The sequence below is a fragment of the Streptomyces sp. NPDC042346 genome (assembly GCF_055581845.1).
The window spans coordinates 1-24,518 of sequence record NZ_JBVJEH010000003.1 but is presented as its reverse complement, the minus strand read 5'-3'; the positions used below and the strand labels follow the sequence as shown (position 1 = coordinate 24,518).

Below are 24,518 nucleotides of genomic sequence, written 5' to 3'. Positions count from 1 at the left end.
GCCTTATGTCGTGCATTTCCAGCTATGGCCGAGCACACAAAATTCGCAGGTTCCTTATCTAAGTCTCACGTGCTAAAACTGGTCTACACCACTGATTGGTGTAGACCACGCGGTCCAGACCACCGCGTTCCACGAGACGTCGCCTCCCCCCGTGTTCACTGTCCCTGGCGGCGCCTTGCCTTACTGGAGGAAGTTGATGAGTACGGCCACCGCCCAGGCCGCCGCTCCCGCGAAGAAGCGCGGATCCGGCCTGTTCCAGGGCCTGCAGAAGGTCGGTCGCAGCCTGCAGCTGCCGATCGCCGTTCTGCCGGCCGCGGGTATCTTGCTCCGTCTCGGCCAGGCCGACGTCTTCGGAAAGGACGGTCTCGGCTGGGACAAGGTCGCTTCCGTCTTCGCCACCGCCGGCGGCGCGGTCTTCGACAACCTGCCCCTGCTCTTCTGTATCGGCGTCGCCATCGGCTTCGCCAAGAAGGCGGACGGCTCCACCGCCCTGGCCGCGCTCGTCGGCTTCCTGGTCTACAGCAACGTGCTGAAGGCCTTCCCGATCACCGAGGCCGTCGTCAACACGACCGCCAACAAGGGTGTCGACGTCGCCGCGACGTTCAACAACCCCGGTGTCCTCGGCGGCATCCTGATGGGTCTCATCTCCGCCGTCCTGTGGCAGAAGTTCCACCGCACCAAGCTCGTCGACTGGCTCGGCTTCTTCAACGGCCGCCGTCTCGTCCCGATCATCATGGCCTTCGTCGGCACCGCCATGGGTGTCCTCTTCGGCCTGATCTGGGAGCCCATCGGTGAGGGCATCTCCAGCTTCGGCGAGTGGATGACCGGCCTCGGCGCCGGTGGCGCCGGCCTCTTCGGCCTCATCAACCGCGCGCTGATCCCGGTCGGCATGCACCAGTTCGTGAACACCGTCTCCTGGTTCCAGATCGGTGACTTCACCAACGCGGCCGGCGAGGTCGTCCACGGTGACCTCAACCGCTTCTTCGCCGGTGACCCGAGCGCCGGAATCTTCATGTCCGGCTTCTTCCCGATCATGATGTTCGGCCTCCCGGCCGCCGCGATCGCCATCGCCCACGCCGCTCGCCCCGAGCGCCGCAAGGCCGTCATGGGCATGATGGTGTCCCTCGCGCTGACCTCCTTCGTCACCGGTATCACCGAGCCGATCGAGTTCACCTTCATGTTCATCGCGCCGGTCCTCTACGCGATCCACGCGGTCCTGACCGCCGTCTCGATGGCCGTCACCTGGGCGTTCGGTGTCCACGCGGGCTTCACCTTCTCCGCCGGCGGCATCGACTACCTGCTCAACTGGAACCTCGCGACCAAGCCCTGGCTGATCATCCCGATCGGTCTCGTCTTCGCGGCGATCTACTACGTGGTCTTCCGCTTCGCGATCACCAAGTTCAACCTCCCCACCCCGGGCCGCGAGTCCGACGAGGAGCTCGAGGACCTCACCAAGGCGTGATCCTCACCCGCAACGCGGAAGAGCCCCGGAACCGTACGGTTCCGGGGCTCTTCCCGTGTGCTCAGATCTCGTAGACCGCGCCCGGTCTCGCCAGCTCCGACGGGCCCGTGTACACCTCGCGCGCGTCCGCCAGGTTCTGCTCGCCGTCCGTCCACGGCGGGATGTGGGTGAGGACCAGCCGGCCCACATCGGCGCGGGCCGCCTGCGCCCCGGCCTCGCGGCCGTTGAGGTGGAGCGCCGGGATGTCCTCCTTGCCGTGGGTGAAGGAGGCCTCGCAGAGGAAGAGGTCGGTGCCCTCGGCGAGCTCGTGCAGCGCGTCGCAGACCCCGGTGTCACCGGAGTACGTGAGCGAACGGCCGCCGTGCTCGACGCGGATGCCGTACGCCTCGACCGGGTGGCACACCTTCTCCGTACGGACCGTGAACGGGCCGATCTCGAAGGTGCCCGACTTCAGCGTGCGGAAGTCGAAGACCTCGCTCATCGAGGTGGGCGAGGGGGTGTCCGCGTACGCCGTGGTCAGCCGCTGCTCGGCGCCCTCCGGCGCGTAGACGGGAATCGCGTCGCAGCGTCCGCCCTCGTGCCGGTAGTAGCGGGCGACGAAGTAGCCGCACATGTCGATGCAGTGGTCCGCGTGCAGATGGCTGAGGAAGATCGCGTCGAGGTCGTACAGACCGATGTGTCGTTGCAGCTCGCCGAGGGCGCCGTTGCCCATGTCGAGGAGCAACCGGAAGCCGTCGGCCTCGACGAGGTAGCTCGAACAGGCCGAATCCGCGGACGGGAACGACCCGGAGCAACCGACGACGGTGAGCTTCATGGAGCGTGAACCTCCGTGGACGGGTGCGGAAAGCGCGCTGAGGGAGGGGGAGGCTGTGCGGTCTGTCGAGCGTAAGGCGCACCTGGGCCTGTCGCTCCTTCGCGGCGGCCCGTTGTGGGCGAACTCACGGGCTCTGTCACCGGTTCGGATGGATGGCGGGGCGCCACGGCGGAGTGAGTCGCACGCCGGTACCGTCTTGAGGTATGGACACGTCATGGTGGCCCGCGCTGGTCGCGGTCGTGGTGATCGCGCTGGTCGTGGTGGTCGCCGGCGGACGGAAGAGTTCGTCGAACAAGCCCACGGGCCGGCGGCCCTCGGGGCGGGGCCGGGCGCCGCAGCGGACCCGGCCGCCGGGCCGGCCGACCGGGCCGCGGAAGGCTCCGTCGCGGCTGCCGCGGGCGGGCGAGATCTGGTGGGCGGACGTGCCCTTCGAGGACGGTCCCGGTTCGAAGGACCGGCCGTGTCTGGTGCTCTCGCTCCGCGGTGACAGCGTGCTCGTCGCCAAGATCACCAGCAAGTACCACGACGAGCGGCCGGGCGTGATCGCGCTGCCGCCGGGGGCGGTGGGCGACGCTCAGGGGCGGCCGAGCTTCCTGGAGACGGACGAGCTGCGGGACGTTCCGGTGCGGGACTTCCGCCGGAAAGCGGGAACGGCGGACCCGGTCGTATGGGACCAGGTCCGCCATCTGGCGCGCTGATGCAGCGGATGTAGCTGATGTAGCTGTAGCTGATGGAGCCGGAGGAGGCTCAGGCCCAGAGCTGACCCTGGACCGTCTTGATCGCCTCTTCGGTCGTCGCGGCCGTGTAGAGGCCGGTCGACAGGTACTTCCAGCCGCCGTCGGCGACGACGAACGCGATGTCGGCGCTCTCGCCGGCCTTGACCGCCTTGTTGCCGACGCCGATGGCCGCGTGCAGGGCGGCGCCCGTGGAGACGCCCGCGAAGATGCCCTCCTGCTGGAGGAGTTCCCGGGTGCGGGTGACCGCGTCGGCGGAGCCGACCGAGAAGCGGGTGGTGAGGACGGAGGCGTCGTACAGCTCGGGTACGAAGCCCTCGTCCAGGTTCCGCAGGCCGTAGACGAGGTCGTCGTACCGCGGTTCGGCGGCGACGATCTTGACGTCCGGCTTGTGCTCGCGCAGGTAGCGGCCGACGCCCATGAGCGTCCCCGTCGTGCCGAGGCCGGCGACGAAGTGGGTGATCGAGGGGAGGTCGGCGAGGATCTCGGGGCCCGTGGTGGCGTAGTGGGCGCCCGCGTTGTCCGGGTTGCCGTACTGGTAGAGCATCACCCAGGACGGGTTCTCGGCGGCGATCTCCTTGGCGACGCGTACCGCCGTGTTCGATCCGCCCGCCGCGGGGGACGAGACGATCTCCGCGCCCCACATGGCGAGCAGCTGGCGGCGCTCCTCGCTGGTGTTCTCGGGCATGACGCAGACGATGCGGTAGCCCTTGAGCTTGGCGGCCATGGCGAGGGAGATGCCGGTGTTGCCGCTGGTCGGCTCCAGGATGGTGCAGCCGGGCGTGAGCCGGCCGTCCTTCTCCGCCCGCTCGATCATGTGGAGCGCGGGGCGGTCCTTGACCGAGCCGGTCGGGTTGCGGTCCTCCAGCTTCGCCCAGATGCGGACGGAGTCCGAGGGCGAGAGCCGGGGGAGGCGGACCAGCGGCGTGTTGCCGACCGCCGCCAGCGAGGAGTCGTAGCGCATGTGGATCAGACCATGCCGCCGGCGACGGCCGGCAGGATCGTGACGCTGTCGCCGTCGGTGAGCTTGGTGTCGATGCCGTCGAGGAAGCGGACGTCCTCGTCGTTCAGGTAGACGTTGACGAAGCGGCGGAGCTTGCCGTCGTCGACGATGCGGGCCTCGATGCCGGTGTGGCGGGACTCCAGGTCGGCGAAGAGGTGGGCGAGGGTGTCGCCGCTGCCCTGGACGGCCTTCTCGCCGTCGGTGTAGGTGCGGAGGATGGTCGGGATGCGGACCTCGATGGCCATGACGTGGGCTCCTGTCGGAAGTGGCGTGATCGGCGCGTGGCGGGGGCCCCCGCGCGGAGGGGGGTCGTACGGGAGTGCGCTCGATGTCGCGTGGGTCGCTCAGAGCGCAGCGCGGGACGTACACATCGCGCTGGAGAGGCGGCACAGGTCGACGTGCAGGCGTGCCACGAGCAGGGGTGTGCCCGGAGTCTCTTCGCTCACGTCGTGGGAAACCATGGGCTCATCGTATCGATTCCCGGTCCGGGTTCCGGAATGTGATCTCACATGGTGGATAGTTTCTGACCGACTGCCGGACTGTGCAGGTAGACGACGGTCGGGCTGCCGGTCCTCGGATGCGGGATGACCTCGGCGTCCACCCCGTAGACGGCGTCGAGGAGGGCGGGGGTGAGGACCTCGGCGGGGGTGCCGCCGGTGACGACCCGGCCACGTTCGAGGACGTAGAGGCGGTCGCAGTACGCCCCCGCGAGGTTGAGGTCGTGCAGGGCGAGCAGATTGGTGGTGCCCAGGGTCCGCACGAGCTGGAGGACGTCGAGCTGGTGGCGGATGTCCAGGTGGTTGGTGGGCTCGTCGAGGACGAGCAGGGCCGGGTCCTGGACGAGGGCGCGGGCGACGAGGGCGCGCTGGCGTTCGCCGCCGGAGAGGGTGGGGTACGGGCGGTCGGCGAGCTCCGTGAGGCCGACGCGGGCGAGGGCGGCCCCGGCGCGCTCCCGGTCGGCGCCGGTGTCGCCCTCCCAGAACCGTTTGTGCGGGGAGCGGCCGAGGGCGACGAGTTCGCGGACGGTGAGGTCGAACTCGGTGCCGCCGTCCTGCGGGACGGTGGCGACGCGGCGGGCGCGGGCCTTGGGGCCGAGGGCGTGGAGGTCGTCGCCGTCGAGCGTGGCGCGGCCGGCGGTGGGGGCGAGGGTGCCGTAGACGCAGCGCAGGAGGGTGGTCTTGCCGCTGCCGTTGGGGCCGATGAGGCCGACGGTCTCGCCGGGGCGGACGGTGAGGTCGACGGAGCGGAGGCGTTCCTCGTACGAGAGGCCTTCCAGGCGCAGTTCGGTCACCGGGGTGCTCCTTCGGTCACAGGGGTGCCCCTTCCGGACGGCGGCGCATCAGCCAGAGGAAGAACGGGCCGCCGGTGAGTGCGGTGAGGACGCCGACGGGGATGTCCTGGGGTGCGGCGACGGTCCGGGCGGCGAGGTCGGCGAGGACGAGGGCGAGTGCCCCGCCGAGCGCGGCGACCGGGAGGAGCCGGCGGTGCGGGGCGCCGACGGCGAGCCGGGCGGCGTGCGGGGCCATGAGTCCGATGAAGCCGACGGCGCCGCTGGCCGCGACCATGACGGCGGTGACGAGGGAGGCGAGGACGAAGACGGCGGCGCGGAAGCGGGCGGTGTCCAGGCCGAGGACGGTGGCGCCCTCCTCGCCGACGAGGAGGAGGTCGAGGGGGCGGGAGAGGGTGAGGAGGGCGCCGACGCCGAGGACGAGGACGGCGGCGGGCAGGGCGAGGGTGTCCCAGCGGGCGCTGCCGAGGCCGCCGAGCGACCAGAAGAGGGCTTCCTGGAACTGTTCGGGCCGCCCGGCGACGACGAGGAGCAGGGTGGCGAGGGCGGAGAGGACGTACGAGACGGCGACCCCGGCGAGGACGAGCCGGGCGCCGGTCATGGTCCCGCCGCGGCGCGCGAGCCCGTAGACGAGGACGAGGGCGACGAGGGCGCCGGCGAAGGCGCCGCCGGGCAGGGCGATCGTGGTCGTCACCCCTCCCCCGACGCCGAGGACGAGCACGAGGACGGCTCCGGCGGAGGCGCCGGAGGAGATCCCGAGGAGGAAGGGGTCGGCGAGCCGGTTGTTGACGAGGGCCTGGAGGACGGCGCCGACGACGGCGAGCCCGGCGCCGACGACGACGCCGAGGAGGACCCGGGGCAGCCGGACGTCGAGGACGATCGTGCGGTACGGGGAGGGGGCCGCCCGCCCGGTCAGGGCGTCGAGCACCTGGCCGGGCGGGATGCGGACGGAGCCGAGGGCGAGGGAGGCGAGCCCGGCGAGGGCGAGGGCCAGGGCGAGTCCGGCGACGACGAGGACGTACCGCGACGTCCCGGAGGCGGACGTCCCGGAGGTCTGCGCAGCCTTCGCGTCGGTCTTCTCCTCGGCCCTGTCGAGGGTCGTGGTCACCGGGCCGGGTGGAGCTGGGCGGCGAGCTTGTCGACGGCGGCGGGGACGCGGACGCCGAGGACGGTGTCGGAGAGCGGCATGACGGCGAACCGGCGGTTCTTGACGGCGGGCACGTCCTTGAGGGCGGGGTCGTCGAGGAGCCGCTTCTTCTTCTGCTCGACGGTGGTGGAGCCGTAGTCGTAGATGACGATGACCTCGGGCTTCCGGTCCACGACCTGTTCCCAGGTGGCGTCGCCGAAGGACTTGTCGAGGTCGGCGAAGACGTTCCGGCCGCCGGCCCGGGTGATGAGCTCGTTGCCGATGCCCTTGCCGCCCGCCGTGAACGCGGTCTTGTCGCCGCTGTCGTAGACGAAGACGGAGACCGGCGGGGTGCCCTTGAGGCGCTTCTCCGTGGCGGTCACGGTCGTGCGCGCCCCGCGGGTCCAGGTCTCGGCGCGGTCGGCGACGCCGAAGGTCCTTCCGATCTCCCGGACTTCGCGGTAGAGGTCGTCGATCGAGGTCGAACCGGTCGGGCAGTACTCGGTGTTGAGGCGGGTCGCGATGCCGGTGCGCTTGAGGTCGTCGCGGCTACGGCCGTCCTTGGCGTCGAAGGCGGAGGCGTAACCGCCGTACACGAAGTCGGGGTTGGCGGCGAGCAGGGCCTCCTTGGAGGGGTACTCCTTCGCGAGGACGGGGACGGCGTCGTAGGCCTTCTTGTAGGCGGGGAGGACCGCGTCGTCGAGGTAGGCGGTGCCGACGAGCGACTTCTCCAGGCCCAGGGCGAGCATCACCTCGGTGACGTGCTGGTTCATGGTGACGACGCGCTTCGGCGGGGCCTGGTAGGTGGTCTTCACGCCGCAGTTGTCGACGGTGTACGGGAATCCCGGGGCGGGCTTCGCCGAGGAGGTCTGCTCCGCCGGGGCCGAGCAGGCGGCGAGGAGCGGGACGAGCGCGAGCGCGGGCAGCAGGGTGCGGCGGGGCCGGGACATGACGGTTCGAGCCTCCTCCGGGGATTTCCACGTCCCCGATCGGTGGTGGAGGCGGCAGGTCAGTTCCTGGCTCCCGGCGCCCGAGGGCGCCGGTCACAGTGGCGGGACCGTGCCGGATTCACACCGGCTTCCTGGGTCCTGCCGCCCGTTGGTCCGGGCCAGTCTCTCACCCGGGTCGTCCGTCACTCGGGCCAGGCGGAGTTCCGGATGGTCTCCACGAAGTCGCCGGGCGTGAAGCCGGGGACGTAGTGGCGCAGGACGTCGGCCTTGACGTTGCCGAAGGTGGTGTCGGGCTTGGGGGCGATGCCTTCGGCGAAGGCCTCCAGGATGCGGCGCTTGAAGTCGGGGCGAGGGTGGGCGGCGACGATCGCGGCCCGGTCCTGGGGTGTGACGGCGGCGGGGTCGTCGTAGCCGATGCCGAGGACGTCGTACTCGACGCCGGCGGTGACGAGCGCGACCTCGGGTTCCATGAACTCCGGGATCCCGGGGGTGGTGTGGAGGGCGATCGCGGTCCAGACGCGGCGGACGGCGTCCTCGTCGGCGCCCTGTGCGCGCAGGAAGGCGGCGGCCTCCTCGGCGCCGTCGACCTCGAAGCGGCGGCCGCTGGACCGGTGGACCTCGCCGAGGCCGAGGTCGTGGAACATCGCGCCGACGTAGAGGAGTTCGGGGTCGAAGGCGAGGCCGAGGGCGCGGCCCCGGAGGGCTCCGAAGAGGTAGACGCGGCGGGAGTGGTGGTAGACGAGCTCGCTCGCGGTGTCGCGGACGAGTGCGGTGGCGGCGGTGGCGAGCTTGCTGTCGGGGATCAGCGCGAGTGCGTTCATGCGGACCAGCCTCGCCGCCCGGCCCGTACCCTCGCCATGTCCTCACGGACAGGCATCCCACAGAATCGGACACATGACTCTCCACTCTGTGCTGGTGCTCGCCTTCGACGGGGTCCGGCTCCTCGACGTCTCCGCTCCCCTTGAGGTGTTCTCCACGGCGGGAGCGGCGGGGGCGGCGGGGGCGGGCTACGAGGTGCGGGTGTGCTCGCCCGGTGGGCGGGACGTCCGTACCTCGTGCGGGCTGCGGATCGGTGCCGACCTCGCGGCCGGGGAGGCGTCGGGCGCGGACACGCTGATCGTGCCGGGGGCGGTGGACGTGGAGCTGTGTACGGCGCTGGCGCCGACGGTGGCGGCCCTGGCGGCGCGCTCGCGGCGGGTGGCGTCCGTCTGTACGGGCGCGTTCGCGCTCGGGGCGGCGGGGCTGCTGGCCGGGCGGCGGGCGACGACGCACTGGGAGCACGCGGCGGGGCTGGCCCGGCGGTATCCGGACGTGGAGGTGACGGCGGACGCGATCCACGTGCGGGACGGCGAGGTGTGGACCTCGGCGGGGGTGACGGCCGGGATCGACCTGTGTCTGGCCCTGGTGGAGGAGGACCGGGGGCCGGCGGAGGCCCGTGCGGTGGCGCGGGACCTGGTGGTCTTCCTCCAGCGGCCGGGCGGGCAGTCGCAGTTCTCGGCGGCCTCGCGCACGCCCCCGACCGGGCATCCGGTGGTCCGTCCGCTCCTGGACGCGGTGGCGGCGGATCCGGCGGCGGACCACAGCGCGTCGGCGCTGGCCCGGCGGGCGGGGGTCAGCGCCCGGCATCTGGCCCGGCTGTTCCGGGAGCAGATCGGGGCGACCCCGGCGGCGTACGTGGAGCGCGTACGGGTGGAGGCGGCGCGGATGCTGCTGGAGGGCGGGGCGAGCGTGACGGGGGCGGCGGCGCGGAGCGGGCTCGGCAGCGACGAGAGCCTGCGGAGGGCGTTCGCCCGGCACTTCGGGGTGACGCCCTCCGCCTACCTGGCCCGTTTCCGTACGACGGGGGGCAAGGCCTACGCGTAGGCCTCGACGATCTCGACGTCCTCCTCGGTCACGACGCCCTCGACGATCGTGAAGGAGCGGAACTGGAAGGGGCCCGCGCCGTCGGTGTCGGCGGTGGAGACGAGGACGTAGTGGGCCTGCGGCTCGTTCGCGTACGAGATGTCCGTGCGGGACGGGTAGGCCTCGGTGGCGGTGTGCGAGTGGTAGACGATGACGGGCTCCTCGTCCCGGTCGTCCATGTCGCGGTAGAGCTTGAGCAGGTCCGCGGAGTCGAACTCGTAGAAGGTGGGCGAGCGGGCGGCGTTCAGCATCGGGATGAAGCGCTCGGGGCGGCCGGTGCCGGCCGGGCCCGCGACCACGCCGCAGGCCTCGTCGGGGTGGTCCGCGCGGGAGTGTTCCACGATCTGGTCGTACAGGGCCCGGGTGATGGTCAGCATGCCGACAGGATAAGCAGACGGGCCGTCCCGTACCGAGGAGTGGTACGGGACGGCCCGGATGCTGGACAGGGGTCGGTCAGGAGCGCTTGGCGAAGGCGGCGCCCTCGGGGTTGCGGGCCTTCAGGACCAGGTACGAGACGGCGAGGATCAGGCCCCACACCGGCGCGCCGTAGAGGGCGACCCGGTTGTCCTTGTCCATGCCCATGGTCACGACGACCATGGCGATGAAGGCGAGCGAGAAGACGCTGAACCAGATGCCGCCCGGCGCCTTGAACGGCGACTGCGGGAGCTCGCCCCGGTCGGCCTTGAGGCGGTAGCGGATCTGACAGATCAGGATGACGATCCAGGCCCACATGCCGGAGATGGTGGCGAAGGAGACGACGTAGTTGAACGCCTCGCCGGGCCACTGGTAGTTGATCCAGACGCCGACCATCATGAGCGCGGCCGAGACCGTGGTGCCGATCAGCGGGGTGCCGGACCTGGTCAGCTTGGTGAAGGCCTTCGGGCCCTGGCCGTTGAGCGCGAGGTCGCGCAGCATGCGGCCGGTGGAGTACATGCCCGAGTTGCAGGAGGACAGGGCCGCGGTCAGGACGACGAAGTTGACGATGGCGGCGCCGACGCCGAGGCCCATCTTCTCGAAGGCGGCGACGAACGGGCTGACGCCCGGCTTGAACTCGGTCCAGGGGACGACCGACAGGATCATGATCAGCGCGCCGACGTAGAAGACCGCGATGCGCCACGGGACGGTGTTGATCGCCTTGGGCAGGACCGTCTTCGGGTCCTTGGACTCGCCCGCGGTGACGCCGACGAGCTCGACGGCGAGGAAGGCGAACATGACCATCTGGAGGGTCATCAGGGTCGAGAAGATGCCGTCCTTGCCGGCGAAGAAGCCGCCGAGGTCCCACAGGTGGGTGACGGAGGCGGTGTCGCCGGCGTCGGAGAAGCCGAGGGTGAGGATGCCGGCGCAGATCAGGATCATGCCGACGATCGCGGTGACCTTGACCATGGAGAACCAGAACTCCAGCTCACCGAAGAGCTTCACGGAGATCAGGTTGGCGCCGTAGAGGATCACGGTGAAGACGAGCGCGGAGAGCCACTGGGGGATGTCCCACCAGTACGTCATGTAGGTCGCGGCGGCGGTGACCTCGGTGATGCCGGTGACGACCCAGAAGAGCCAGTACGTCCAGCCGGTCGCGAAGCCCGCGAACGGACCGATGAACTCCCGTGCGTACTCGGAGAAGGAGCCCGAGACCGGGCGGTACATGAGGAGCTCGCCGAGCGCCCGCATGATGAAGAAGATGACGAGGCCCGCGACGGCGTACGCGAGGATCAGGCTGGGTCCCGCGATGGAGATGCCCTTGCCCGCCCCGAGGAACAGGCCGGTGCCGATGGCGCCGCCGATCGCGATCATCTGGATCTGGCGGGCGCCGAGTGCCCGGTGGTAACCCTCGCCCGATGCGGAGTCCTCGGCCTCATTGCCGTCGTGCTGCTTGTCGACCTGCACTGAGGTCATGGTGGTGCGCCTTTCTCCATGCTGATCCGCGCGACTGCGAGTGCGTCTGCCGCGGATCAGGTCCTGATCCCCCCGGATGTGGAATGGAGTGCCACCGGCGGTCAGCCGGTCGAAGCGCCCTCGGGAACATGGGTGGCGTGCCCGAGTGGTCGTGAAGATTTATCACGGGGTGGGGGGTGATCGACGGAGGTGCGTGTGGCGTGGGCCACAGAAAAAGACGGACAAAAAGGACTCAAGACGGCAAAGGCGGACGCTCTGATAACGCATTCGTTATCCGGATTTGAGCGTCCGCTGAGCGAACATCCCGCACGCCCGAGGGTGCGGCCACCGCATCGGCCACTACATCGGCCACCGCATCGACTGCGACTACGACATCAGGGTCTCGACGAGGGACTCCTGGAGCGCACCGAGCCAGAGGTACGCCATCACCATCGGCTTGCGCGGGTCGGAGTCCGGCAGCCGGTACAGCTGCTCGCTCTCCTCGTCCGTGAGCTCCAGACGGGTGCCGATGGTCAGCCGGAGGTCGTTGAGCGAGCCGAGCCAGGCCCGGGACTCGTCCGGCGTGAGCTTCAGGACGACGCCGCCCTCGCCGATCGCGTCGCCGGAGAGCGCGTCCAGGGCGCGCACGACCACGAGGGCGTCCTCGCGCTTGCGGGCCCGCAGGTCGTTCTCCGTGTAGCGGCGGAAGTCGGCGGCGGACGCCCGCAGCTCCTCGCTGTCGTCCCCGTACGCGTCGGGGAAGAGGCGCCGGAGGGCGGGGTCGGACGGGGGCTCGCTCGGGCCCTCGGCGAAGAGCGCGGCCAGCGGGTCGGCGTCGGCCGCGGGCTCGTCGCCGGGGCCGATCAGCTCCATCAGCTGGACGGTGAGGGAGCGGAGGATGGAGACCTCGACCTCGTCGAGCGCGACGGCCGCACCGCCGCCGGGCAGGGCCTCGAAACGGCCGGCCATCAGAAGCGGTCCTGGGAGAGCGTCGCCCACAGTCCGTAGCCGTGCATCGCCTGCACGTCCCGTTCCATCTCCTCGCGGGTACCGGCGGAGACGACCGCCTTCCCCTTCTCGTGCACGTCGAGCATCAGTTTGTGCGCCTTGCCCTTGGAGTAACCGAAGTACGACTGGAAGACGTAGGTCACATAGCTCATCAGGTTGACCGGATCGTTGTGCACGAGGGTCACCCAGGGCACGTCCGGTTCGACGACCGCGGAGACCTCCTCGGCCGATTCCGTACGTTCGATCTCAATAGGCGCGACGCTCACTCACCCCATGCTGCCACCCCGAGGGCCCCATCGCACAAACGGGTCACCCGTACCGCCCCCCTATTCGTCACTCTGACGATTTCTGCGCTAGCATCGCTGACATGAACGCTGCGGACCTTGGGCTGCCGGTGGACGTGCCGTCGACCGCGCTCTTCACCGATCAGTACGAGCTGACCATGCTCCAGGCGGCCCTGCGGGCCGGCACCGCCGACCGGCACTCGGTCTTCGAGGTCTTCACCCGGCGGCTGCCCGAGGGGCGCCGCTACGGCGTCCTCGCGGGTGTCGGCCGGGTCCTGGACGCCGTCGAGAACTTCCGGTTCGACCCCGCCGTCCTCGGCTTCCTGCGCGAGCGCGGCATCGTCGACGAGCCGACCCTCGCCTGGCTGGCCGAATACCGCTTCTCCGGGGACATCTGGGGCTACCCCGAGGGCGAGGTGTACTTCCCCGGCTCGCCCGTGCTGCGCGTCGAGGGCTCCTTCGCCGAGTGCGTGCTCCTGGAGACGGTGATCCTCTCCATCCTCAACCACGACTCGGCGATCGCGGCCGCCGCCTCCCGCATGTCGGCCGCGGCCGGCGGGCGCCGCCTCATCGAGATGGGCGCCCGGCGCACCCACGAGCTGGCGGCCGTCGCCGCCTCCCGTGCCGCGTACGTCGGCGGCTTCGACTCCACCTCGGACCTCGCGGCCGGCTTCCGCTACGGCATCCCGACCGTCGGCACCTCCGCCCACGCCTTCACCCTGCTCCACGACAGCGAGCGGGACGCCTTCCGGGCGCAGGTCGAGACCCTCGGACGGGGTACGACCCTGCTCGTCGACACGTACGACGTGACCGAGGCCGTCCGTACCGCCGTCGAGGTGGCGGGGCCCGAGCTGGGAGCCGTCCGCATCGACTCGGGCGACCTGCTGCTCGTCGCGCACCGGGTGCGGGCGCAGCTCGACGAGCTGGGCGCCCGGGACACGAGGATCGTCGTCACCTCGGACCTCGACGAGTACGCCATCGCCTCGCTCGCGGCGGCGCCGGTCGACGCGTACGGGGTGGGCACGCAGCTGGTCACCGGCAGCGGCCACCCGACCTGCTCCATGGTCTACAAGCTGGTCGCCCGGGCCCGCTCGGCCGACCCGAAGGCGCCCCTGGTGCCGGTCGCGAAGAAGTCCATGGGCGGCAAGGCCTCGGTCGGCGGACGCAAGTGGGCGGCCCGGCGGCCCGACGCGTCCGGGATCGCCGAGACGGAGGTCGTGGGCACCGGACCGGTCCCGCCGGAGCTCATGGACCACCAGCTCCTGGTCGAGCTGGTCAAGGGCGGCGAGGTCGTGGCCCGGGAGCCGCTGGAGGCCGCCAGGTCCCGCCACATCGCGGCCCGCGCCGGGCTGCCGATGTCGGCGATCCAGCTCTCGCGCGGCGAGCCGGTGCTGCCGACGGAGTACGTCTAGGGCCTGTCGGGCGGATCGGACCCCGCGGCCCCGGCCGTGATCCGCCGGACAGGCCCTGGAAGCCTTGGGGCTTCCCCTCCCCTGCGGAGAGGGAAGTCTCTAGGCTCGAAGCCACCCCTATCCGACGCGCTAAGGACACCCGCCATGCACCGCGCATTGATCGTTGTGGACGTTCAGAACGACTTCTGCGAGGGCGGCAGCCTCGCGGTGACGGGCGGCGCGGACGTCGCCGCCGCCATCACCGACCTGGTCGGCCAGACGGCGGGCTCCTCCTACCGGTACGTCGTGGCCACCCGGGACCACCACGTCGACCCGGGCGCGCACTTCGCGCCGGAGGGCGAGGAGCCGGACTACGTGTCCTCCTGGCCGGTGCACTGCGTGGCCGGTACGGAGGGGGTCGGCTTCCATCCGAACTTCGCGCCGGCCGTCGCCAGCGGGGCGATCGACTCCGTCTTCGACAAGGGCGCCTACGACGCGGCGTACAGCGGCTTCGAGGGTCTCGACGAGAACGGGCGGACGCTCGCGGGGTGGCTGCGGGAGCGGGACGTCACCGAGGTCGACGTGGTGGGTATCGCCACCGACCACTGCGTCCGGGCGACGGCCCTGGACGCGGTGCGGGAGGGCTTCCGGACCCTCGTGCTGCTCGATCTGACGGCCGGGGTCGCGAAGGCGACGACGGAGAAGGCCCTGGAGGAGCTGCGGGCGGCCGGCGTGGAGCTGACGGGCGAACCGGTGGTGTGAGCGCCGCACCGGGCCCTGTCGTGTGGTGCGTCAGGCCCTGTCCTGCGGTGCGCCGGGCTCTGTCCTGACCTTGATCCGCCGGGCGGCCTACGCCGCGGGCTCCTTCGGGAGGGTGCGGACCGGGTGCCAGAGTTCCTGGGCGGCGCCCGGGGCGGATCTCCAGAGCAGGCCGTCGGGGTGGTGCAGGACGGCCGTGATCTCGTCCGGGGTGGGCGGCTCGCTGTTGCCGCGGAGGTAGACCGCGCGCAGGCCGAGGTTCCGCAGCCGGGTCAGGGCGCGGGCACGGTTGGCGGCGTGGACCAGGAAACGTACCGAGGCCCCGTCGCGGGCCGGGCTGGGCAGCCCTATCGCGACGACCACACTGCCTCCCGGCAGCTTGCAGAACCCTCCGTTGGGCATGCGGAACCACTCCCCCGTGGATCAGATGTCAATAAGAACTGCGTCAGACGCACCTAAACACGATCGGCCGCCGCCCGCTAGGGGGCGACGGCCGATCGTGCTTTGACCTGCAGTTTTATCGACTACTTGGTCGACGGGCCAACCTGAACCGTGATCGTCTGGCCGTTCTTCGGCTCCTTGACGACCTGGATCTTGGTGTTGGTGTCAGTTACCTTCACACCGGCCCGCTCGGTCTCCGGGTACCAGTAGGTGCCCTTGCGGTCGTCGAAGACCGGGTTGCCGGCCTGCGACGGAACCCACGTGCCCACGCCCGCCTTGTGCAGCTGGAAGCCGTCGGTGCGGGAGAGGCTGAAGGGAGAGTCGTACGCCTGGACGCGGTTGCGCATCAGCGTGCCGTCGGACCACTTCAGCGGGCTCGGGTGCGCGTCGATCGGGAGGATCCGACCCACGCCCGGGTGCTTCGAGGTGTTGTTGTCCTTCTGGGACAGGTCCCACTTCCAGATGAGCAGACCGTTCTGGTACGGGTAGTGCTCGACCCAGCTGGACTTGTCACCCGTGAAACCGAAGTTGTACGGGCCGACCTTGAGGGTCGCGTCGTACGAGACGTACTGGCGGTTCTCCGCGATGTAGTACTGCTCGTAGTCCTTGCTGAAGCCCTTCCCGATGCGCGAGAAGCCCTTCGAGACCCAGCCGTTGTCACCGTTCTCGGCGTTGTCCGAGAAGACGTTGGCACCGTCCGCGGCGAGGGTGATGGCGTCGGCGGTGAAGCCCTTGCCGCCCGCGCCGCCGTCCGTCTGGTAGCGGAAGCGGAGGTCGAACTTCTTGCCCGCGTAGGCGTCGAGGCCGTAGACGAGCTTCTTGTGCGCACCGGAGACGTCCGTCAGCGACGGGGAGCCGGCCGCGTCGCGCGGGAGCGCCACGCCGTCGGCGGTGCCGTCGAGGGCGGTCCAGTTGGCGCCGCCGTCGGTCGAGACCTCGGCGTAGAGGAAGTCGTACCCCTTCTCGATGTCCCACCAGCCCTGGAGTTCCAGGGAGGCCGAGGACTTGCCGGTCAGGTCGACCGGCCGGGTCAGGGTGTTCTTGAGGTCGTCGCCCATGTTGCTCCACCACTGGGTGGCACCCTCGGCGGGGGCCACGACATCGGTGGGGACGGACTTCTTCGGCAGCTCGACGACGAGCGCCTGCGGGTTCTTGGTGTTGTACTCCGAGACGCCCAGCTTGTGGGTGGTCTTGGTGCCACGCTGCCAGTCGTTGACCTTGGCGTAGTTCAGCCAGCCGAGCTGGAGCTTGTCCCAGGCGGTCATGTCGCCGGGCAGGTCGCCGATGGCGTCCTTGCCCTGGCCGAGCCAGGAACCGGACGACATCAGGGTCCAGAACCCGGTCGAGTTCTCGCCGCCCGAGGTGTCGTAGTGGTCCGGCAGACCGAGGTCGTGGCCGTACTCGTGCGCGAAGACGCCGAGGCCGCCGTTCTCCGGCTGCATCGTGTAGTCGCCGACCCAGATGCCGGTGTCGCCGATCTGCGTGCCACCGGACTTGTTGTTCGCCGGACCGGTCTTGCCCGCGTTGGTGCCGTACGCGTACCAGCGGTGGGCCCACAGCGCGTTGGTGCCCTCGGCGCCGCCACCGGCCGACTCGTCCTCGCCCGCGTGGACGATCTGGAAGTGGTCGATGTAGCCGTCGGGCTCGTTGAAGTTGCCGTCGGCGTCGAAGTCGTAGCGGTCCCACTGGTCGTACTGCGCCAGCTCGGCCTTGATCTGGGCGTCGGTCTTGCCGGCGGCCTTCTGGGCGGCGGCCCAGGCGGTGACGCCGTCACGGACGGTGTCCCAGACGTTGGAGCAGTTGGTGTCGCCGCACCAGTTCGAGCCGTAACGGGCCTCGTTGTAATCGACCTTGACCCAGTCGGAGACCGTGCCGTCGACCGAGTAACGGCCGGACGAGGTCTTCTCGTAGTAGGTCTTCAGCGACTGCTTGGGCTGTCCCTTGGCGTCCTTGCCGGTGCCGAAGTACAGGTCCTGGAAGTGCTTCTGGTTGAAGTCCGCCTGCCAGGCCGTGGAGTTGTCGTTCGCACGGTCCGGCTCGGCTATGGCGTTGTGCAGGGGGCCGGGCTCGCCGCCGTACTTCGGCTTCAGCTCGGTCGTGTCGTCGTCGTCACGGTCGACGAGGGTGGTGTTGTCCACCTTGTCGCCGAACTCGACGAGGATCGTGAAGATCTTGTCGGTCTTCTCGCGGCCCAGCTCGACGTACTTCTTGCTGTCGAGCTTGACCACCTTCGAGCCGCCGCGGCTCTCGACCTTGGCCTCGCCGCTCAGCACCTGCTCCAGGGCAGCCTTGCGCTGCTGCTCCTGCTGCTTGCTGAACGGACCGTCGAGGTCGTGGTCGACCGTCGTCTTGTCGACGGTCTGGATGCCGGCCGGCGACACGTTTCCGTTGCTGTCGGCCCAGGCGGTGGAGAAAGTCGAGGCGGTGGCGGCGGTGGCCGCGAGCGCCACGACGACTGCGGACGCTCTGATCGCCCGTCGTCTGTTGGTCACTTGATGTAGTCCTCCCCGGCGCCCACGCACCCGGACCGAGGTGGGGAGTCCGGCCGGCGGGGGTCGCGCGTCACAAGTGACGACATTTGACCGGAGTGGCGCAAGAAAAGACAGATCTTGACTTGCACAGACCAACTGCACTATGTGGGAGCGGATTTCCGATAATCGGGCATCCAACGGGCGCATCGCGGCGGACGACGGGGGTTTGCGTGACTCTGTGCGCCCCCCGTGCACCGGCACGGTGGGTTAGGTCACGCTTACCACTGGTTCCCTCCGGGCATCCACCGTCATAGAGTCGAACCGATGTCCTGAGGGGGCGGTACCTGTCATGCAGCGACCGAACGCCGCACAGCTCGCCTACGGTTCGGCCACCGTCGTCCTCGCGACCGTCGCCCTGCTGTTGCTCTCCCGTACGACGACGACCCTCGGGATCGCGGTGATCTGCGCCGCGGGCCTGCTGCTGGGCGTGCTCGTGGCGGTGACGATGCCGGTACGGACGAGACCCGTCAAGACCTCCGCGGCGCCGGTTCCGACCGCTCCCGCCGCCCTCGGGAACGAAGAGATCCGGATACCGGCCGCGCGCGTGGGCGCGGGCGCCGATACCCGGATCGGTTCGTGACGGTTCGTCCGTACTCGTACCGGACGGGTTCTACTGCGCGGTGACGACCACCACCGTCTTCGCCGCCTTGTCGTGCAGACCCTGCTTGTAGGGCTTGTCGACCAGGATGAGGATCAGCAGGAGCAACGGCCACAGGCAGGCGCAGCAGACCAGCGCGGGCACCCACAGCACGACGGCCCGCAGCAGCGACTGGTTCATCGGGGGCGTCGAGCCGTCGTTGAGCATCGCGACCCGGAGCTTCAGCAGCTTCTTGCCGAGCGTCTGGCCGCCCTTGGCCACCATCACGGTGTCGTAGGCGACGAACGCGACGATCGTGAGGAGCTGGAAGACCAGCTGGCTGCCGCCGTTGAAGCTGTTGACCGTGTCGCCGAAGTCGTTGCCGTCGTCGGTCACGCGCTTGTAGACGTCGAATGGGATGCCGATGAGCGCCAGCGGCACCGCGACGATCAGCCAGTCGATCAGGCGGGCCAGGATGCGCCGGCCGGACTCGGCGAGCGGCGGCATCCCGGAGAGCGGATCGGTCCCGCCGTAGCCACCGCCGTAACCGCTCCCGTACGGAGGCGGGGGCGGCGGCATGTTGTCGTACGGGGAACCGGGCGGGGAGCCGTAGGGGTTCCCGGGCGGGGGACCGCCCGGGGGCGGGCCCGACGGAGGGGGTCCGCCCGGGGGCGGTCCGGACGGGGGCGGTCCGCCCGGCGGCCGGCCCGGCGGGGGCGTTCCGTCGGGCGGTGGCTGGCCGGCGGAGGGCGGGTTGGGCTCCTGCGGCCTCTTGAGGAACGGGTCCTCCTCGGGCGGCTGGCCGGACGGCGGCTGGTCGGTGCTCATGGGGGCAGTGCATCCCGGGGGCGACCACCCCGCAAGGAATCATCGCCCGTTCGGGGGACCGCCTCCGCCGACCGGCCCTGAACCGGCGGACCGGCGGACCGGCGGACCAACGGACCGACCGGCTCGAACTGGCCGGCCCCGGACGCCCTGGACGCCCTCTAGCGGGCGACGAAGGTGCGGGCCGCCTTGTCGTGCCAGCACTGGCGCCAGGGCCGGTCGAAGAGGCACCACAGGACGTTGAGGACGCCGATGACCAGGAGGCCCAGGACGCTGTAGACGAGCCAGCGCCGCAGGGCCGCGCCGAACCGCGGCGGCTGGTGCGACTCGATGTCCCGCACCTCGAGCCCGCACAGCTTCTTGCCCAGGGTGCGCCCCCACTTGGCGGTGGGCAGCGCCTCGTACAGGACGCCGATGACGAACAGCGAAGCGAGCGCGATGCCGAACTGCACGGAGGTCGTCGAGTCCAGGAGCCAGACCTGGACGGTGGTGCCGGACTGCTTGGCCGCCTCGATCTTGCCGTCGATGTGGTCGAGGGCTGCGGTCACGAAGGGGACGGCCGCGGCGCCGACGAGCGCGCCCAGGACGAGGGTGTCGATCAGCCGGGCCAGCAGGCGCCTGCCGAGACCCGCGGGGCGGGCGGAGGCCTGGGCGCGGGCCGCCTGCTGGAACACGTCCTCGACCGGCGGCTTCCACGGCAGGACCGGCTGCTGCGGCTCCTGTTGCGCCTGGGGCTGGGGCTGGGGCTGAGGTCGGGGCTGGGGTTGAGCCTGGCGCTGGGGCTGCTGGGCCCAGGAGGGTGTGGAGGGGGCGGGGGCGGGCGCCTGGGCCACGGGCTCGGGGGCCGGCTGCGGCTGCGGCACGGGGGCGGGCGCGGGTGCGGGGGTGACGGGCATGCCGCCGAGGCGCGCGGCTCCCCCGGCCGACCGGGGGTCCGCCGCCGGGGCGGGGGCCGGAGCGGGCGCGGGAGCCGGCGCGGCGGCGCGGGGCTCGACCGGCTCGCCCGCGCCCGCCACGGGCCACTCGGCCGGGCTGCGGGGGTCGGGGACGGCAGGGGCCTGCCGCTGCGGCAGGGCCTGGGCCGGGGCCTGGGCCGCCGGGGCTTGAGCCGGGGCCTGGGCCTCCGGCTGCGCCTGGGGCGCGCCCCAGGCGACCTTCTGGTCGCGGTCGCCGCCGAAGCCGGTCTGCCGGGAGGTGTCCGCCTGCCAGGCCGAGGAGGGCTCCGGCGTCGCCGGCGCCTCGTCGAAGAAGACGGGTCCCGTCTCCTCGACCGCCGGCACGGGAGCCGCGGGAAGGGCCGCCGGGACGGGCGCCGGGGCCAGAGCCGGGCTGTGGGCCTGGTGCTGCGCCGCGCTCGGGGCCTGATGCTGAGCCTGGTTCTGGGCCTGGTGCTGGGCCTGGTTCTGGGCCTGGTTCTGGCTCGGTACGGGAGCGTGGTGTTGGGCCGGCGCGAGGTTCCGCGCCGCCGCCGGGTACTCCGCGACCACCGGCGCGGGCGCCGGGCCGGAGGCCAGGATCGGACCGGCGGGGACCGCCCCGGCGGGCGGGTTCGGTGCGCCCTCGCCGTCCTTGGGGGCCGGCCGGCTCGTACCGGGCACCCAGGCGCCCCCGTTCCAGTACCGGATGTACCCGGGAATGGACGGGTCCGGGTAGTACCCCGCCTGCGGTACCTCTCCGCCGCCTCCAGGAGGAGTAGCCACTGCCCCGACTCCGTTCAGTCACAACGCCTTTGATCCCACGGCCGCACCCCCGGGCATGCCGCGCCCAAGGAGGACAGTAACGAAGAACGTCCCCGAGGGAAGAAAGAGCCCACGAGAAAGACCGCCTTCGGGCGACAGAGGCCGGAATTGATCACTCACCGTGATGTTCGGGCCGAGACCTCCGGGGTCGGTGGGGTCCCTCAAAAACTTTCCGAAAAAAACTTCCCGAAGTCGCGTAATGAACGGCGTGGACCCCGCTCTCTCCAGGTGAAGGCCCGTTCGGGGCCCATCGCGAGAGGACGTCCGACCATGCAGAACACCGACAACACCACCGTCGAGCGCGAGCTGGAGCTCAAGCTGGTGCTCTCCCCCGAGCGCGCCGTTCCCGTCCCCGCCCGCCTTGCCTACCGCACCGACGACCCGTACGCCGTCCACATCACCTTCCACGTCGGCACGGACCACCCGGTCAACTGGACCTTCGCGCGCGAGCTGCTCGTCGAGGGCGTCTTCCGGGCGTGCGGCCACGGCGACGTCCGCATCTGGCCGACGAAGGTCGACGGCCGCAGCGTCGTCCTGATGGCGCTCTCCTCCCCCGACGGCGACGCCCTGCTCGAAGCCCCCTCCGCGCAGGTGTCCGCCTGGCTGGAGCGGACCCTGCGCGCGGTGCCGCCGGGCACCGAGTCCGAGCGGCTCGGCATGGAGGACGGGCTCGCCGAACTCCTGGCGACCACCGTGATCACCGACGAGCTGTGGCTGCGCGACCCGTGGCCGTCGGACGAGTCGCAGGACGGCGAGCTGTGAGCCGGGTGCCCTACCTCACCCTCGTACCGGAGCTCTCAGAACAGCTTTCCGGGGTTGAGCAGCCCCAGGGGGTCGAAGGTGTGCTTGATCCCGCGCTGGAGCTCGACGCCGACCGGACCCAACTCCCTGGCCAGCCACTCCTTCTTGAGGACGCCCACGCCGTGCTCGCCGGTGATCGTGCCGCCGAGGGCGAGCCCGAGCGCCATGATCTCGTCGAAGGACTCCCGCGCCCGCCGCGACTCGTCCTCGTCGGCGTGGTCGAAGCAGACGACGGGATGGGTGTTGCCGTCCCCCGCGTGCGCGCAGACGCCGATGGTCAGGTCGTACTTCTCCGCGATCGCCGACGTGCCCTCCAGCATCGCGGCCAGCTTCGTCCGCGGCACGCACACGTCGTCGATCATCGTCGCGGGCCTGATCGTCTCCAGGGCCGTGAGGGAGAGCCGGCGTGCCTGGAGGAGGAGTTCGGACTCGGCGACGTCCGCGGCCGGCACGACCTCGGTGGCGCCCGCGGCCGTGCACAGCTCCCCGACGGCGGCCAGATCGGCGGCCGGGTCCGGGCTGTCGAAGGCACACAGGAGAAGCGACTCCGTGGTGTCGGGCAGACCCATGCGCGCCAGCTTGTTGACGGCCTGGACGGTGGTGCGGTCCATGAGTTCGAGCAGCGACGGGGTGTGGCCGCGCTCCATGATCGCGCAGACGGCCTCGCAGGCGGCGGCCGCGGAGGGGAACTCGGCGGCGAGCGCGAGCTGCGCAGGGGGCTGCGGCCGGAGCGCGAGGACCGCCCCGACGACGATGCCGAGGCTGCCCTCGGAGCCGACGAAGAGCCTGGTCAGGTCATATCCGGCGACGCCCTTGGCGGTGCGGCGGCCGGTGGTCAGGAGCCGGCCGTCGGCGAGGACGACGTCGAGGCCGAGGACGTACTCCGCGGTGACGCCGTACTTCACGCAGCACAGACCTCCGGAGGCGGTGCCGATGTTCCCGCCGATGGTGCACGTCTCCCAGCTGGAGGGGTCCGGCGGGTAGTACAGGCCGTGTTCGGCGACGGCCCGTGACAGCACGGCGTTGACGACGCCCGGTTCGACGACGGCGATGCGGTCGACCGGGTTGATCTCCAGGATGCGGTCCATCTTCACCAGGGAGAGCACGATGCAGCCGTCGGAGGCGTTGGCGCCGCCGGACAGGCCCGTGCGGGCTCCCTGGGGGACGACGGGGACACGGAGTTCGGTCGCGGTCCGCATGACGTGCTGGACCTGTTCGACGGTGCGGGGGAGCACGACGGCCGCGGGGGTGCCGGCCGCGCAGAAGCTCGCCATGTCGCGGGAGTAGGAGGCCGTCACGTCCGGGTCGGTGAGGAGCGCCTCGGCCGGGAGCCCGGCGCGCAGCCGCGTCAGAAGATCGTCCATGCCTCCAGCGTGGCACCCGGGGCCATCGGTGTGAACCCGCCGGGGCGGGCGCTTCGTGTGCTCTTCGTACAGGCGCGTACGGGCGCACAGTGAGCGCCATGAAGACCCAGAACGTGTCGAGGACGGTCCTGGCGGCAGGTGTGGGCGCGGTCCTCGCGGCGACGGCCCTGCTGTACGTCCCCGAGCTCGTCGGCCAGGGGCCGCCGCGCCCGCCCGGTCCGGCGGAGCGGGCGACGATCGCGGCGCACGCCGGCGCGCAGGCCGCGCTGCCGGATCTGGCGGCGCTGATCACCGACCGCGAGACGTGGCTGCGGGCCCACCCCGACGACGACGCGTCCTGGGCGGCGCTCGGCGCGGCGTACACGGAGCGCGGGACGCGGATCGGTGACGTACGGGACTACCCGAGGGCCGAGCGGGCGCTGAAGCGCTCCCTGGCCGAACGGCCCGCCGCCCGGGGCAACGTCGACGCGCAGCTGGGTCTCGGGGCCCTCGCGGGGGCGCGTGGCGACTGGCGGTCCGCCAAGGAGTGGGGCGAGCGGGTACGGAAGGCGGCGCCGGGGCGCTGGCCCGCGTATCCGGTCCTGATCGACGCGTACAACGGCCTCGGCGACTACGAGGCCGCAGGGAAGGCGACGGAGAAGCTGGGCGAGCTGCACGCGGGCGCGGTCGTGCGCGCGCGTGCCGCGCAGACGTACCGGAACCGGGGCTGGCGCGAGGACGCCGACGCGGCGGCGCTGGACGCGGTGGCGCTGGCGGAGACGGACGCGGAGAAGGCCGCGTCACACGCGCGGCTCGGGGACCTGGCGTGGGAGCGGGGCGAGGCGGCGGAGGCCGTTGCCTCGTACGGCGCGGCGCTGCGGCTCGTACGGGACCACGGGCCGTCGCTCGCGGGGCGTGCGCGGGCGCTCGCGGCCCTGGACCGTCCGGACGAGGCCCTGCGGGACTGGCGGGCGGCGCTGGCCCGGCTGCCGCTGCCGGAGTACGTCCTGGAGGCCGGTGAGCTGTACGAGGCGATGGGCCTGGACGGGGACGCGCGGGCGCTGTACGAGCGGCTGCGGACGGGCACGTGGGTGCGGGCGGAGGTCGCTCTGGGGCTGCTCGACGCGGACCACGGCGACCCGGCGGCGGCGGTCACGCGGCTGCGGGCGGAATGGGCGCGCGGGCACCGCTCGGTGGCGGTGGCGGACGCGCTGGGGTGGGCGCTGTACCGGGCCGGCCAGCCGAAGCAGGCGCTGGAGTTCGCGAAGCGGGCCACGGACGAAGGGCTGCGGAGCGCGCCCTTCGCGTACCACCGGGGGGAGATCGAACGGGCCCTGGAGCTGCACGGACCGGCCCGCCGCCATCTGGCCGAGGCGCTGCGGATCAACCCCCGCTTCTCGCCCCTGCTCGCGCCGAAGGCGGCGGAGGCGGTGGCGGCGCTGGGCGAACCGTCGGACGAGCTCCCGCGGGAACTGCGGCCGGAGAAGCCGGAGAAGGCGGAAAATCCGGAGAGAAAGGCGGAGAAGACGGAAGCGGAAAAGGTATCGGGGCCGGCCGCACCGGAGCCCCCGCGCGCCTAGGGGGTGTCTTGTCGATCAGGCCGGATCAGGGAGCGGCGTCTGGTGCCGTGGATCGCAAGGCGGAGGAGGGAGTCAACGCGGAGCGTTGGCG

The 24,518-nt window shown here is 71.3% G+C and carries 25 protein-coding genes and 1 riboswitch; of the genes, 8 read left to right on the top strand and 17 right to left on the bottom strand.

Annotated elements, in window-relative coordinates; translation table 11 throughout:
* The first annotated feature begins 196 nt into the window (after positions 1-196).
* Complete coding sequence (locus ACZ6K0_RS13805; RefSeq protein ID WP_376405438.1) at positions 197-1,462, top strand: PTS transporter subunit EIIC; 1,266 nt, start codon at positions 197-199, stop codon at positions 1,460-1,462.
* 61 nt (positions 1,463-1,523) lie between these two features.
* On the opposite strand, the gene ACZ6K0_RS13800 is transcribed toward ACZ6K0_RS13805, so the two are convergent.
* Positions 1,524-2,276: an MBL fold metallo-hydrolase gene (locus ACZ6K0_RS13800; protein ID WP_376405436.1), complete on the bottom strand. Its 753-nt coding sequence runs from the start codon at positions 2,274-2,276 to the stop codon at positions 1,524-1,526.
* A 203-nt stretch (positions 2,277-2,479) separates the two neighbouring features.
* Between ACZ6K0_RS13800 and ACZ6K0_RS13795 the strand changes: the two genes are divergently transcribed.
* Positions 2,480-2,974: a type II toxin-antitoxin system PemK/MazF family toxin gene (locus ACZ6K0_RS13795; RefSeq protein ID WP_376405434.1), complete on the top strand. Its 495-nt coding sequence runs from the start codon at positions 2,480-2,482 to the stop codon at positions 2,972-2,974.
* 49 nt (positions 2,975-3,023) lie between these two features.
* On the opposite strand, the gene ACZ6K0_RS13790 is transcribed toward ACZ6K0_RS13795, so the two are convergent.
* The 7 genes from ACZ6K0_RS13790 to ACZ6K0_RS13760 form a co-directional block, all read right to left on the bottom strand.
* A complete protein-coding gene (locus ACZ6K0_RS13790; RefSeq protein ID WP_376405432.1) occupies positions 3,024-3,974 on the bottom strand; it encodes a PLP-dependent cysteine synthase family protein in 951 nt (316 codons plus the stop codon).
* A gap of 5 nt (positions 3,975-3,979) precedes the next feature.
* Positions 3,980-4,258 carry a MoaD/ThiS family protein gene (locus ACZ6K0_RS13785; protein ID WP_351809977.1) on the bottom strand — a complete coding sequence of 93 codons (279 nt, stop codon included), beginning with the start codon at positions 4,256-4,258 and terminating at the stop codon, positions 3,980-3,982.
* Positions 4,259-4,357: 99 nt separating this feature from the next.
* The gene (locus tag ACZ6K0_RS13780; protein WP_329623224.1) at positions 4,358-4,474 is read right to left on the bottom strand and encodes a putative leader peptide; all 117 of its coding nucleotides are present in this window, start codon (positions 4,472-4,474) and stop codon (positions 4,358-4,360) included.
* A gap of 44 nt (positions 4,475-4,518) precedes the next feature.
* Entirely contained in the window at positions 4,519-5,304 is a 786-nt protein-coding gene (locus ACZ6K0_RS13775) for an ABC transporter ATP-binding protein (RefSeq protein ID WP_376405428.1), read from the bottom strand.
* A gap of 16 nt (positions 5,305-5,320) precedes the next feature.
* Positions 5,321-6,295: a FecCD family ABC transporter permease gene (locus ACZ6K0_RS13770; protein ID WP_376405754.1), complete on the bottom strand. Its 975-nt coding sequence runs from the start codon at positions 6,293-6,295 to the stop codon at positions 5,321-5,323.
* Between the two features lie 110 nt (positions 6,296-6,405).
* Positions 6,406-7,377, bottom strand: a complete 972-nt coding sequence (locus ACZ6K0_RS13765) for an ABC transporter substrate-binding protein (RefSeq protein WP_469233808.1) — start codon at positions 7,375-7,377, stop codon at positions 6,406-6,408.
* A 60-nt stretch (positions 7,378-7,437) separates the two neighbouring features.
* A riboswitch (cobalamin riboswitch) is annotated at positions 7,438-7,511 on the bottom strand.
* 48 nt (positions 7,512-7,559) lie between these two features.
* A complete protein-coding gene (locus ACZ6K0_RS13760) occupies positions 7,560-8,198 on the bottom strand; it encodes an HD domain-containing protein (protein WP_469233810.1) in 639 nt (212 codons plus the stop codon).
* Positions 8,199-8,271: 73 nt separating this feature from the next.
* On the opposite strand from ACZ6K0_RS13760, the gene ACZ6K0_RS13755 reads away from it, so the two are divergent.
* Positions 8,272-9,240, top strand: coding sequence for a GlxA family transcriptional regulator (locus ACZ6K0_RS13755; RefSeq protein ID WP_469233812.1), 969 nt, complete (start codon positions 8,272-8,274; stop codon positions 9,238-9,240).
* Here ACZ6K0_RS13755 and ACZ6K0_RS13750 read toward each other — a convergent pair.
* The 4 genes from ACZ6K0_RS13750 to clpS all read right to left on the bottom strand — a co-directional run bounded on the left by ACZ6K0_RS13750 (position 9,231) and on the right by clpS (position 12,422).
* A complete protein-coding gene (locus ACZ6K0_RS13750; RefSeq protein WP_376405420.1) occupies positions 9,231-9,656 on the bottom strand; it encodes a M67 family metallopeptidase in 426 nt (141 codons plus the stop codon). The genes ACZ6K0_RS13755 and ACZ6K0_RS13750 overlap by 10 nt on opposite strands.
* A 76-nt stretch (positions 9,657-9,732) precedes the next feature.
* Positions 9,733-11,169, bottom strand: a complete 1,437-nt coding sequence (locus tag ACZ6K0_RS13745) for an amino acid permease (RefSeq protein WP_376405418.1) — start codon at positions 11,167-11,169, stop codon at positions 9,733-9,735.
* 366 nt (positions 11,170-11,535) lie between these two features.
* Positions 11,536-12,117, bottom strand: coding sequence for a DUF2017 domain-containing protein (locus tag ACZ6K0_RS13740; RefSeq protein ID WP_469233814.1), 582 nt, complete (start codon positions 12,115-12,117; stop codon positions 11,536-11,538).
* Entirely contained in the window at positions 12,117-12,422 is a 306-nt protein-coding gene (clpS, locus tag ACZ6K0_RS13735; protein ID WP_024756388.1) for an ATP-dependent Clp protease adapter ClpS, read from the bottom strand. Before clpS ends, ACZ6K0_RS13740 begins: the two co-directional genes overlap by 1 nt.
* A 101-nt stretch (positions 12,423-12,523) precedes the next feature.
* On the opposite strand from clpS, the gene ACZ6K0_RS13730 reads away from it, so the two are divergent.
* Complete coding sequence (locus ACZ6K0_RS13730) at positions 12,524-13,852, top strand: nicotinate phosphoribosyltransferase (protein WP_469233815.1); 1,329 nt, start codon at positions 12,524-12,526, stop codon at positions 13,850-13,852.
* A gap of 144 nt (positions 13,853-13,996) precedes the next feature.
* The gene (locus ACZ6K0_RS13725; protein WP_376405410.1) at positions 13,997-14,593 is read left to right on the top strand and encodes a nicotinamidase; all 597 of its coding nucleotides are present in this window, start codon (positions 13,997-13,999) and stop codon (positions 14,591-14,593) included.
* Positions 14,594-14,680: 87 nt separating this feature from the next.
* Here ACZ6K0_RS13725 and ACZ6K0_RS13720 read toward each other — a convergent pair whose 3' ends face one another.
* Positions 14,681-14,992: a hypothetical protein gene (locus ACZ6K0_RS13720; RefSeq protein WP_024756391.1), complete on the bottom strand. Its 312-nt coding sequence runs from the start codon at positions 14,990-14,992 to the stop codon at positions 14,681-14,683.
* A 122-nt stretch (positions 14,993-15,114) separates the two neighbouring features.
* Complete coding sequence (locus ACZ6K0_RS13715; RefSeq protein WP_376405406.1) at positions 15,115-17,523, bottom strand: immune inhibitor A domain-containing protein; 2,409 nt, start codon at positions 17,521-17,523, stop codon at positions 15,115-15,117.
* 328 nt (positions 17,524-17,851) lie between these two features.
* Between ACZ6K0_RS13715 and ACZ6K0_RS13710 the strand changes: the two genes are divergently transcribed.
* Positions 17,852-18,142, top strand: coding sequence for a hypothetical protein (locus tag ACZ6K0_RS13710; RefSeq protein WP_376405404.1), 291 nt, complete (start codon positions 17,852-17,854; stop codon positions 18,140-18,142).
* Positions 18,143-18,172: 30 nt separating this feature from the next.
* Here ACZ6K0_RS13710 and ACZ6K0_RS13705 read toward each other — a convergent pair whose 3' ends face one another.
* Both ACZ6K0_RS13705 and ACZ6K0_RS13700 read right to left on the bottom strand, forming a co-directional pair.
* Positions 18,173-18,967: an RDD family protein gene (locus ACZ6K0_RS13705; protein WP_376405402.1), complete on the bottom strand. Its 795-nt coding sequence runs from the start codon at positions 18,965-18,967 to the stop codon at positions 18,173-18,175.
* 158 nt (positions 18,968-19,125) lie between these two features.
* Entirely contained in the window at positions 19,126-20,664 is a 1,539-nt protein-coding gene (locus ACZ6K0_RS13700) for an RDD family protein (protein WP_469233818.1), read from the bottom strand.
* Between the two features lie 309 nt (positions 20,665-20,973).
* On the opposite strand from ACZ6K0_RS13700, the gene ACZ6K0_RS13695 reads away from it, so the two are divergent.
* A complete protein-coding gene (locus tag ACZ6K0_RS13695; RefSeq protein ID WP_376405398.1) occupies positions 20,974-21,465 on the top strand; it encodes an SsgA family sporulation/cell division regulator in 492 nt (163 codons plus the stop codon).
* A gap of 35 nt (positions 21,466-21,500) precedes the next feature.
* Here ACZ6K0_RS13695 and ACZ6K0_RS13690 read toward each other — a convergent pair whose 3' ends face one another.
* On the bottom strand, positions 21,501-22,868 hold the full coding sequence (locus tag ACZ6K0_RS13690) for an FAD-binding oxidoreductase (RefSeq protein WP_376405396.1): 1,368 nt from the start codon (positions 22,866-22,868) through the stop codon (positions 21,501-21,503).
* Between the two features lie 98 nt (positions 22,869-22,966).
* On the opposite strand from ACZ6K0_RS13690, the gene ACZ6K0_RS13685 reads away from it, so the two are divergent.
* A complete protein-coding gene (locus ACZ6K0_RS13685) occupies positions 22,967-24,427 on the top strand; it encodes a tetratricopeptide repeat protein (RefSeq protein ID WP_469233820.1) in 1,461 nt (486 codons plus the stop codon).
* The last annotated feature ends 91 nt before the right edge of the window (positions 24,428-24,518 follow it).

Excerpts from the sequence above, each read along its gene's own strand:
- ACZ6K0_RS13750 (WP_376405420.1), bottom strand. The coding sequence starts at position 9,656 with ATGCTGACCATCACCCGGGCCCTGTACGACCAGATCGTGGAACACTCC.
- ACZ6K0_RS13690 (WP_376405396.1), bottom strand. The coding sequence starts at position 22,868 with ATGGACGATCTTCTGACGCGGCTGCGCGCCGGGCTCCCGGCCGAGGCG.
- ACZ6K0_RS13730 (WP_469233815.1), top strand. The coding sequence starts at position 12,524 with ATGAACGCTGCGGACCTTGGGCTGCCGGTGGACGTGCCGTCGACCGCG.
- ACZ6K0_RS13790 (WP_376405432.1), bottom strand. The coding sequence starts at position 3,974 with ATGCGCTACGACTCCTCGCTGGCGGCGGTCGGCAACACGCCGCTGGTC.
- ACZ6K0_RS13685 (WP_469233820.1), top strand. The coding sequence starts at position 22,967 with ATGAAGACCCAGAACGTGTCGAGGACGGTCCTGGCGGCAGGTGTGGGC.
- ACZ6K0_RS13710 (WP_376405404.1), top strand. The coding sequence starts at position 17,852 with ATGCAGCGACCGAACGCCGCACAGCTCGCCTACGGTTCGGCCACCGTC.
- ACZ6K0_RS13785 (WP_351809977.1), bottom strand. The coding sequence starts at position 4,258 with ATGGCCATCGAGGTCCGCATCCCGACCATCCTCCGCACCTACACCGAC.
- ACZ6K0_RS13725 (WP_376405410.1), top strand. The coding sequence starts at position 13,997 with ATGCACCGCGCATTGATCGTTGTGGACGTTCAGAACGACTTCTGCGAG.
- ACZ6K0_RS13760 (WP_469233810.1), bottom strand. The coding sequence starts at position 8,198 with ATGAACGCACTCGCGCTGATCCCCGACAGCAAGCTCGCCACCGCCGCC.
- ACZ6K0_RS13800 (WP_376405436.1), bottom strand. The coding sequence starts at position 2,276 with ATGAAGCTCACCGTCGTCGGTTGCTCCGGGTCGTTCCCGTCCGCGGAT.
- ACZ6K0_RS13805 (WP_376405438.1), top strand. The coding sequence starts at position 197 with ATGAGTACGGCCACCGCCCAGGCCGCCGCTCCCGCGAAGAAGCGCGGA.
- ACZ6K0_RS13695 (WP_376405398.1), top strand. The coding sequence starts at position 20,974 with ATGCAGAACACCGACAACACCACCGTCGAGCGCGAGCTGGAGCTCAAG.
- ACZ6K0_RS13740 (WP_469233814.1), bottom strand. The coding sequence starts at position 12,117 with ATGGCCGGCCGTTTCGAGGCCCTGCCCGGCGGCGGTGCGGCCGTCGCG.
- ACZ6K0_RS13745 (WP_376405418.1), bottom strand. The coding sequence starts at position 11,169 with ATGACCTCAGTGCAGGTCGACAAGCAGCACGACGGCAATGAGGCCGAG.
- ACZ6K0_RS13705 (WP_376405402.1), bottom strand. The coding sequence starts at position 18,967 with ATGAGCACCGACCAGCCGCCGTCCGGCCAGCCGCCCGAGGAGGACCCG.
- ACZ6K0_RS13755 (WP_469233812.1), top strand. The coding sequence starts at position 8,272 with ATGACTCTCCACTCTGTGCTGGTGCTCGCCTTCGACGGGGTCCGGCTC.
- ACZ6K0_RS13720 (WP_024756391.1), bottom strand. The coding sequence starts at position 14,992 with ATGCCCAACGGAGGGTTCTGCAAGCTGCCGGGAGGCAGTGTGGTCGTC.
- ACZ6K0_RS13795 (WP_376405434.1), top strand. The coding sequence starts at position 2,480 with ATGGACACGTCATGGTGGCCCGCGCTGGTCGCGGTCGTGGTGATCGCG.
- ACZ6K0_RS13780 (WP_329623224.1), bottom strand. The coding sequence starts at position 4,474 with ATGGTTTCCCACGACGTGAGCGAAGAGACTCCGGGCACACCCCTGCTC.
- ACZ6K0_RS13765 (WP_469233808.1), bottom strand. The coding sequence starts at position 7,377 with ATGTCCCGGCCCCGCCGCACCCTGCTGCCCGCGCTCGCGCTCGTCCCG.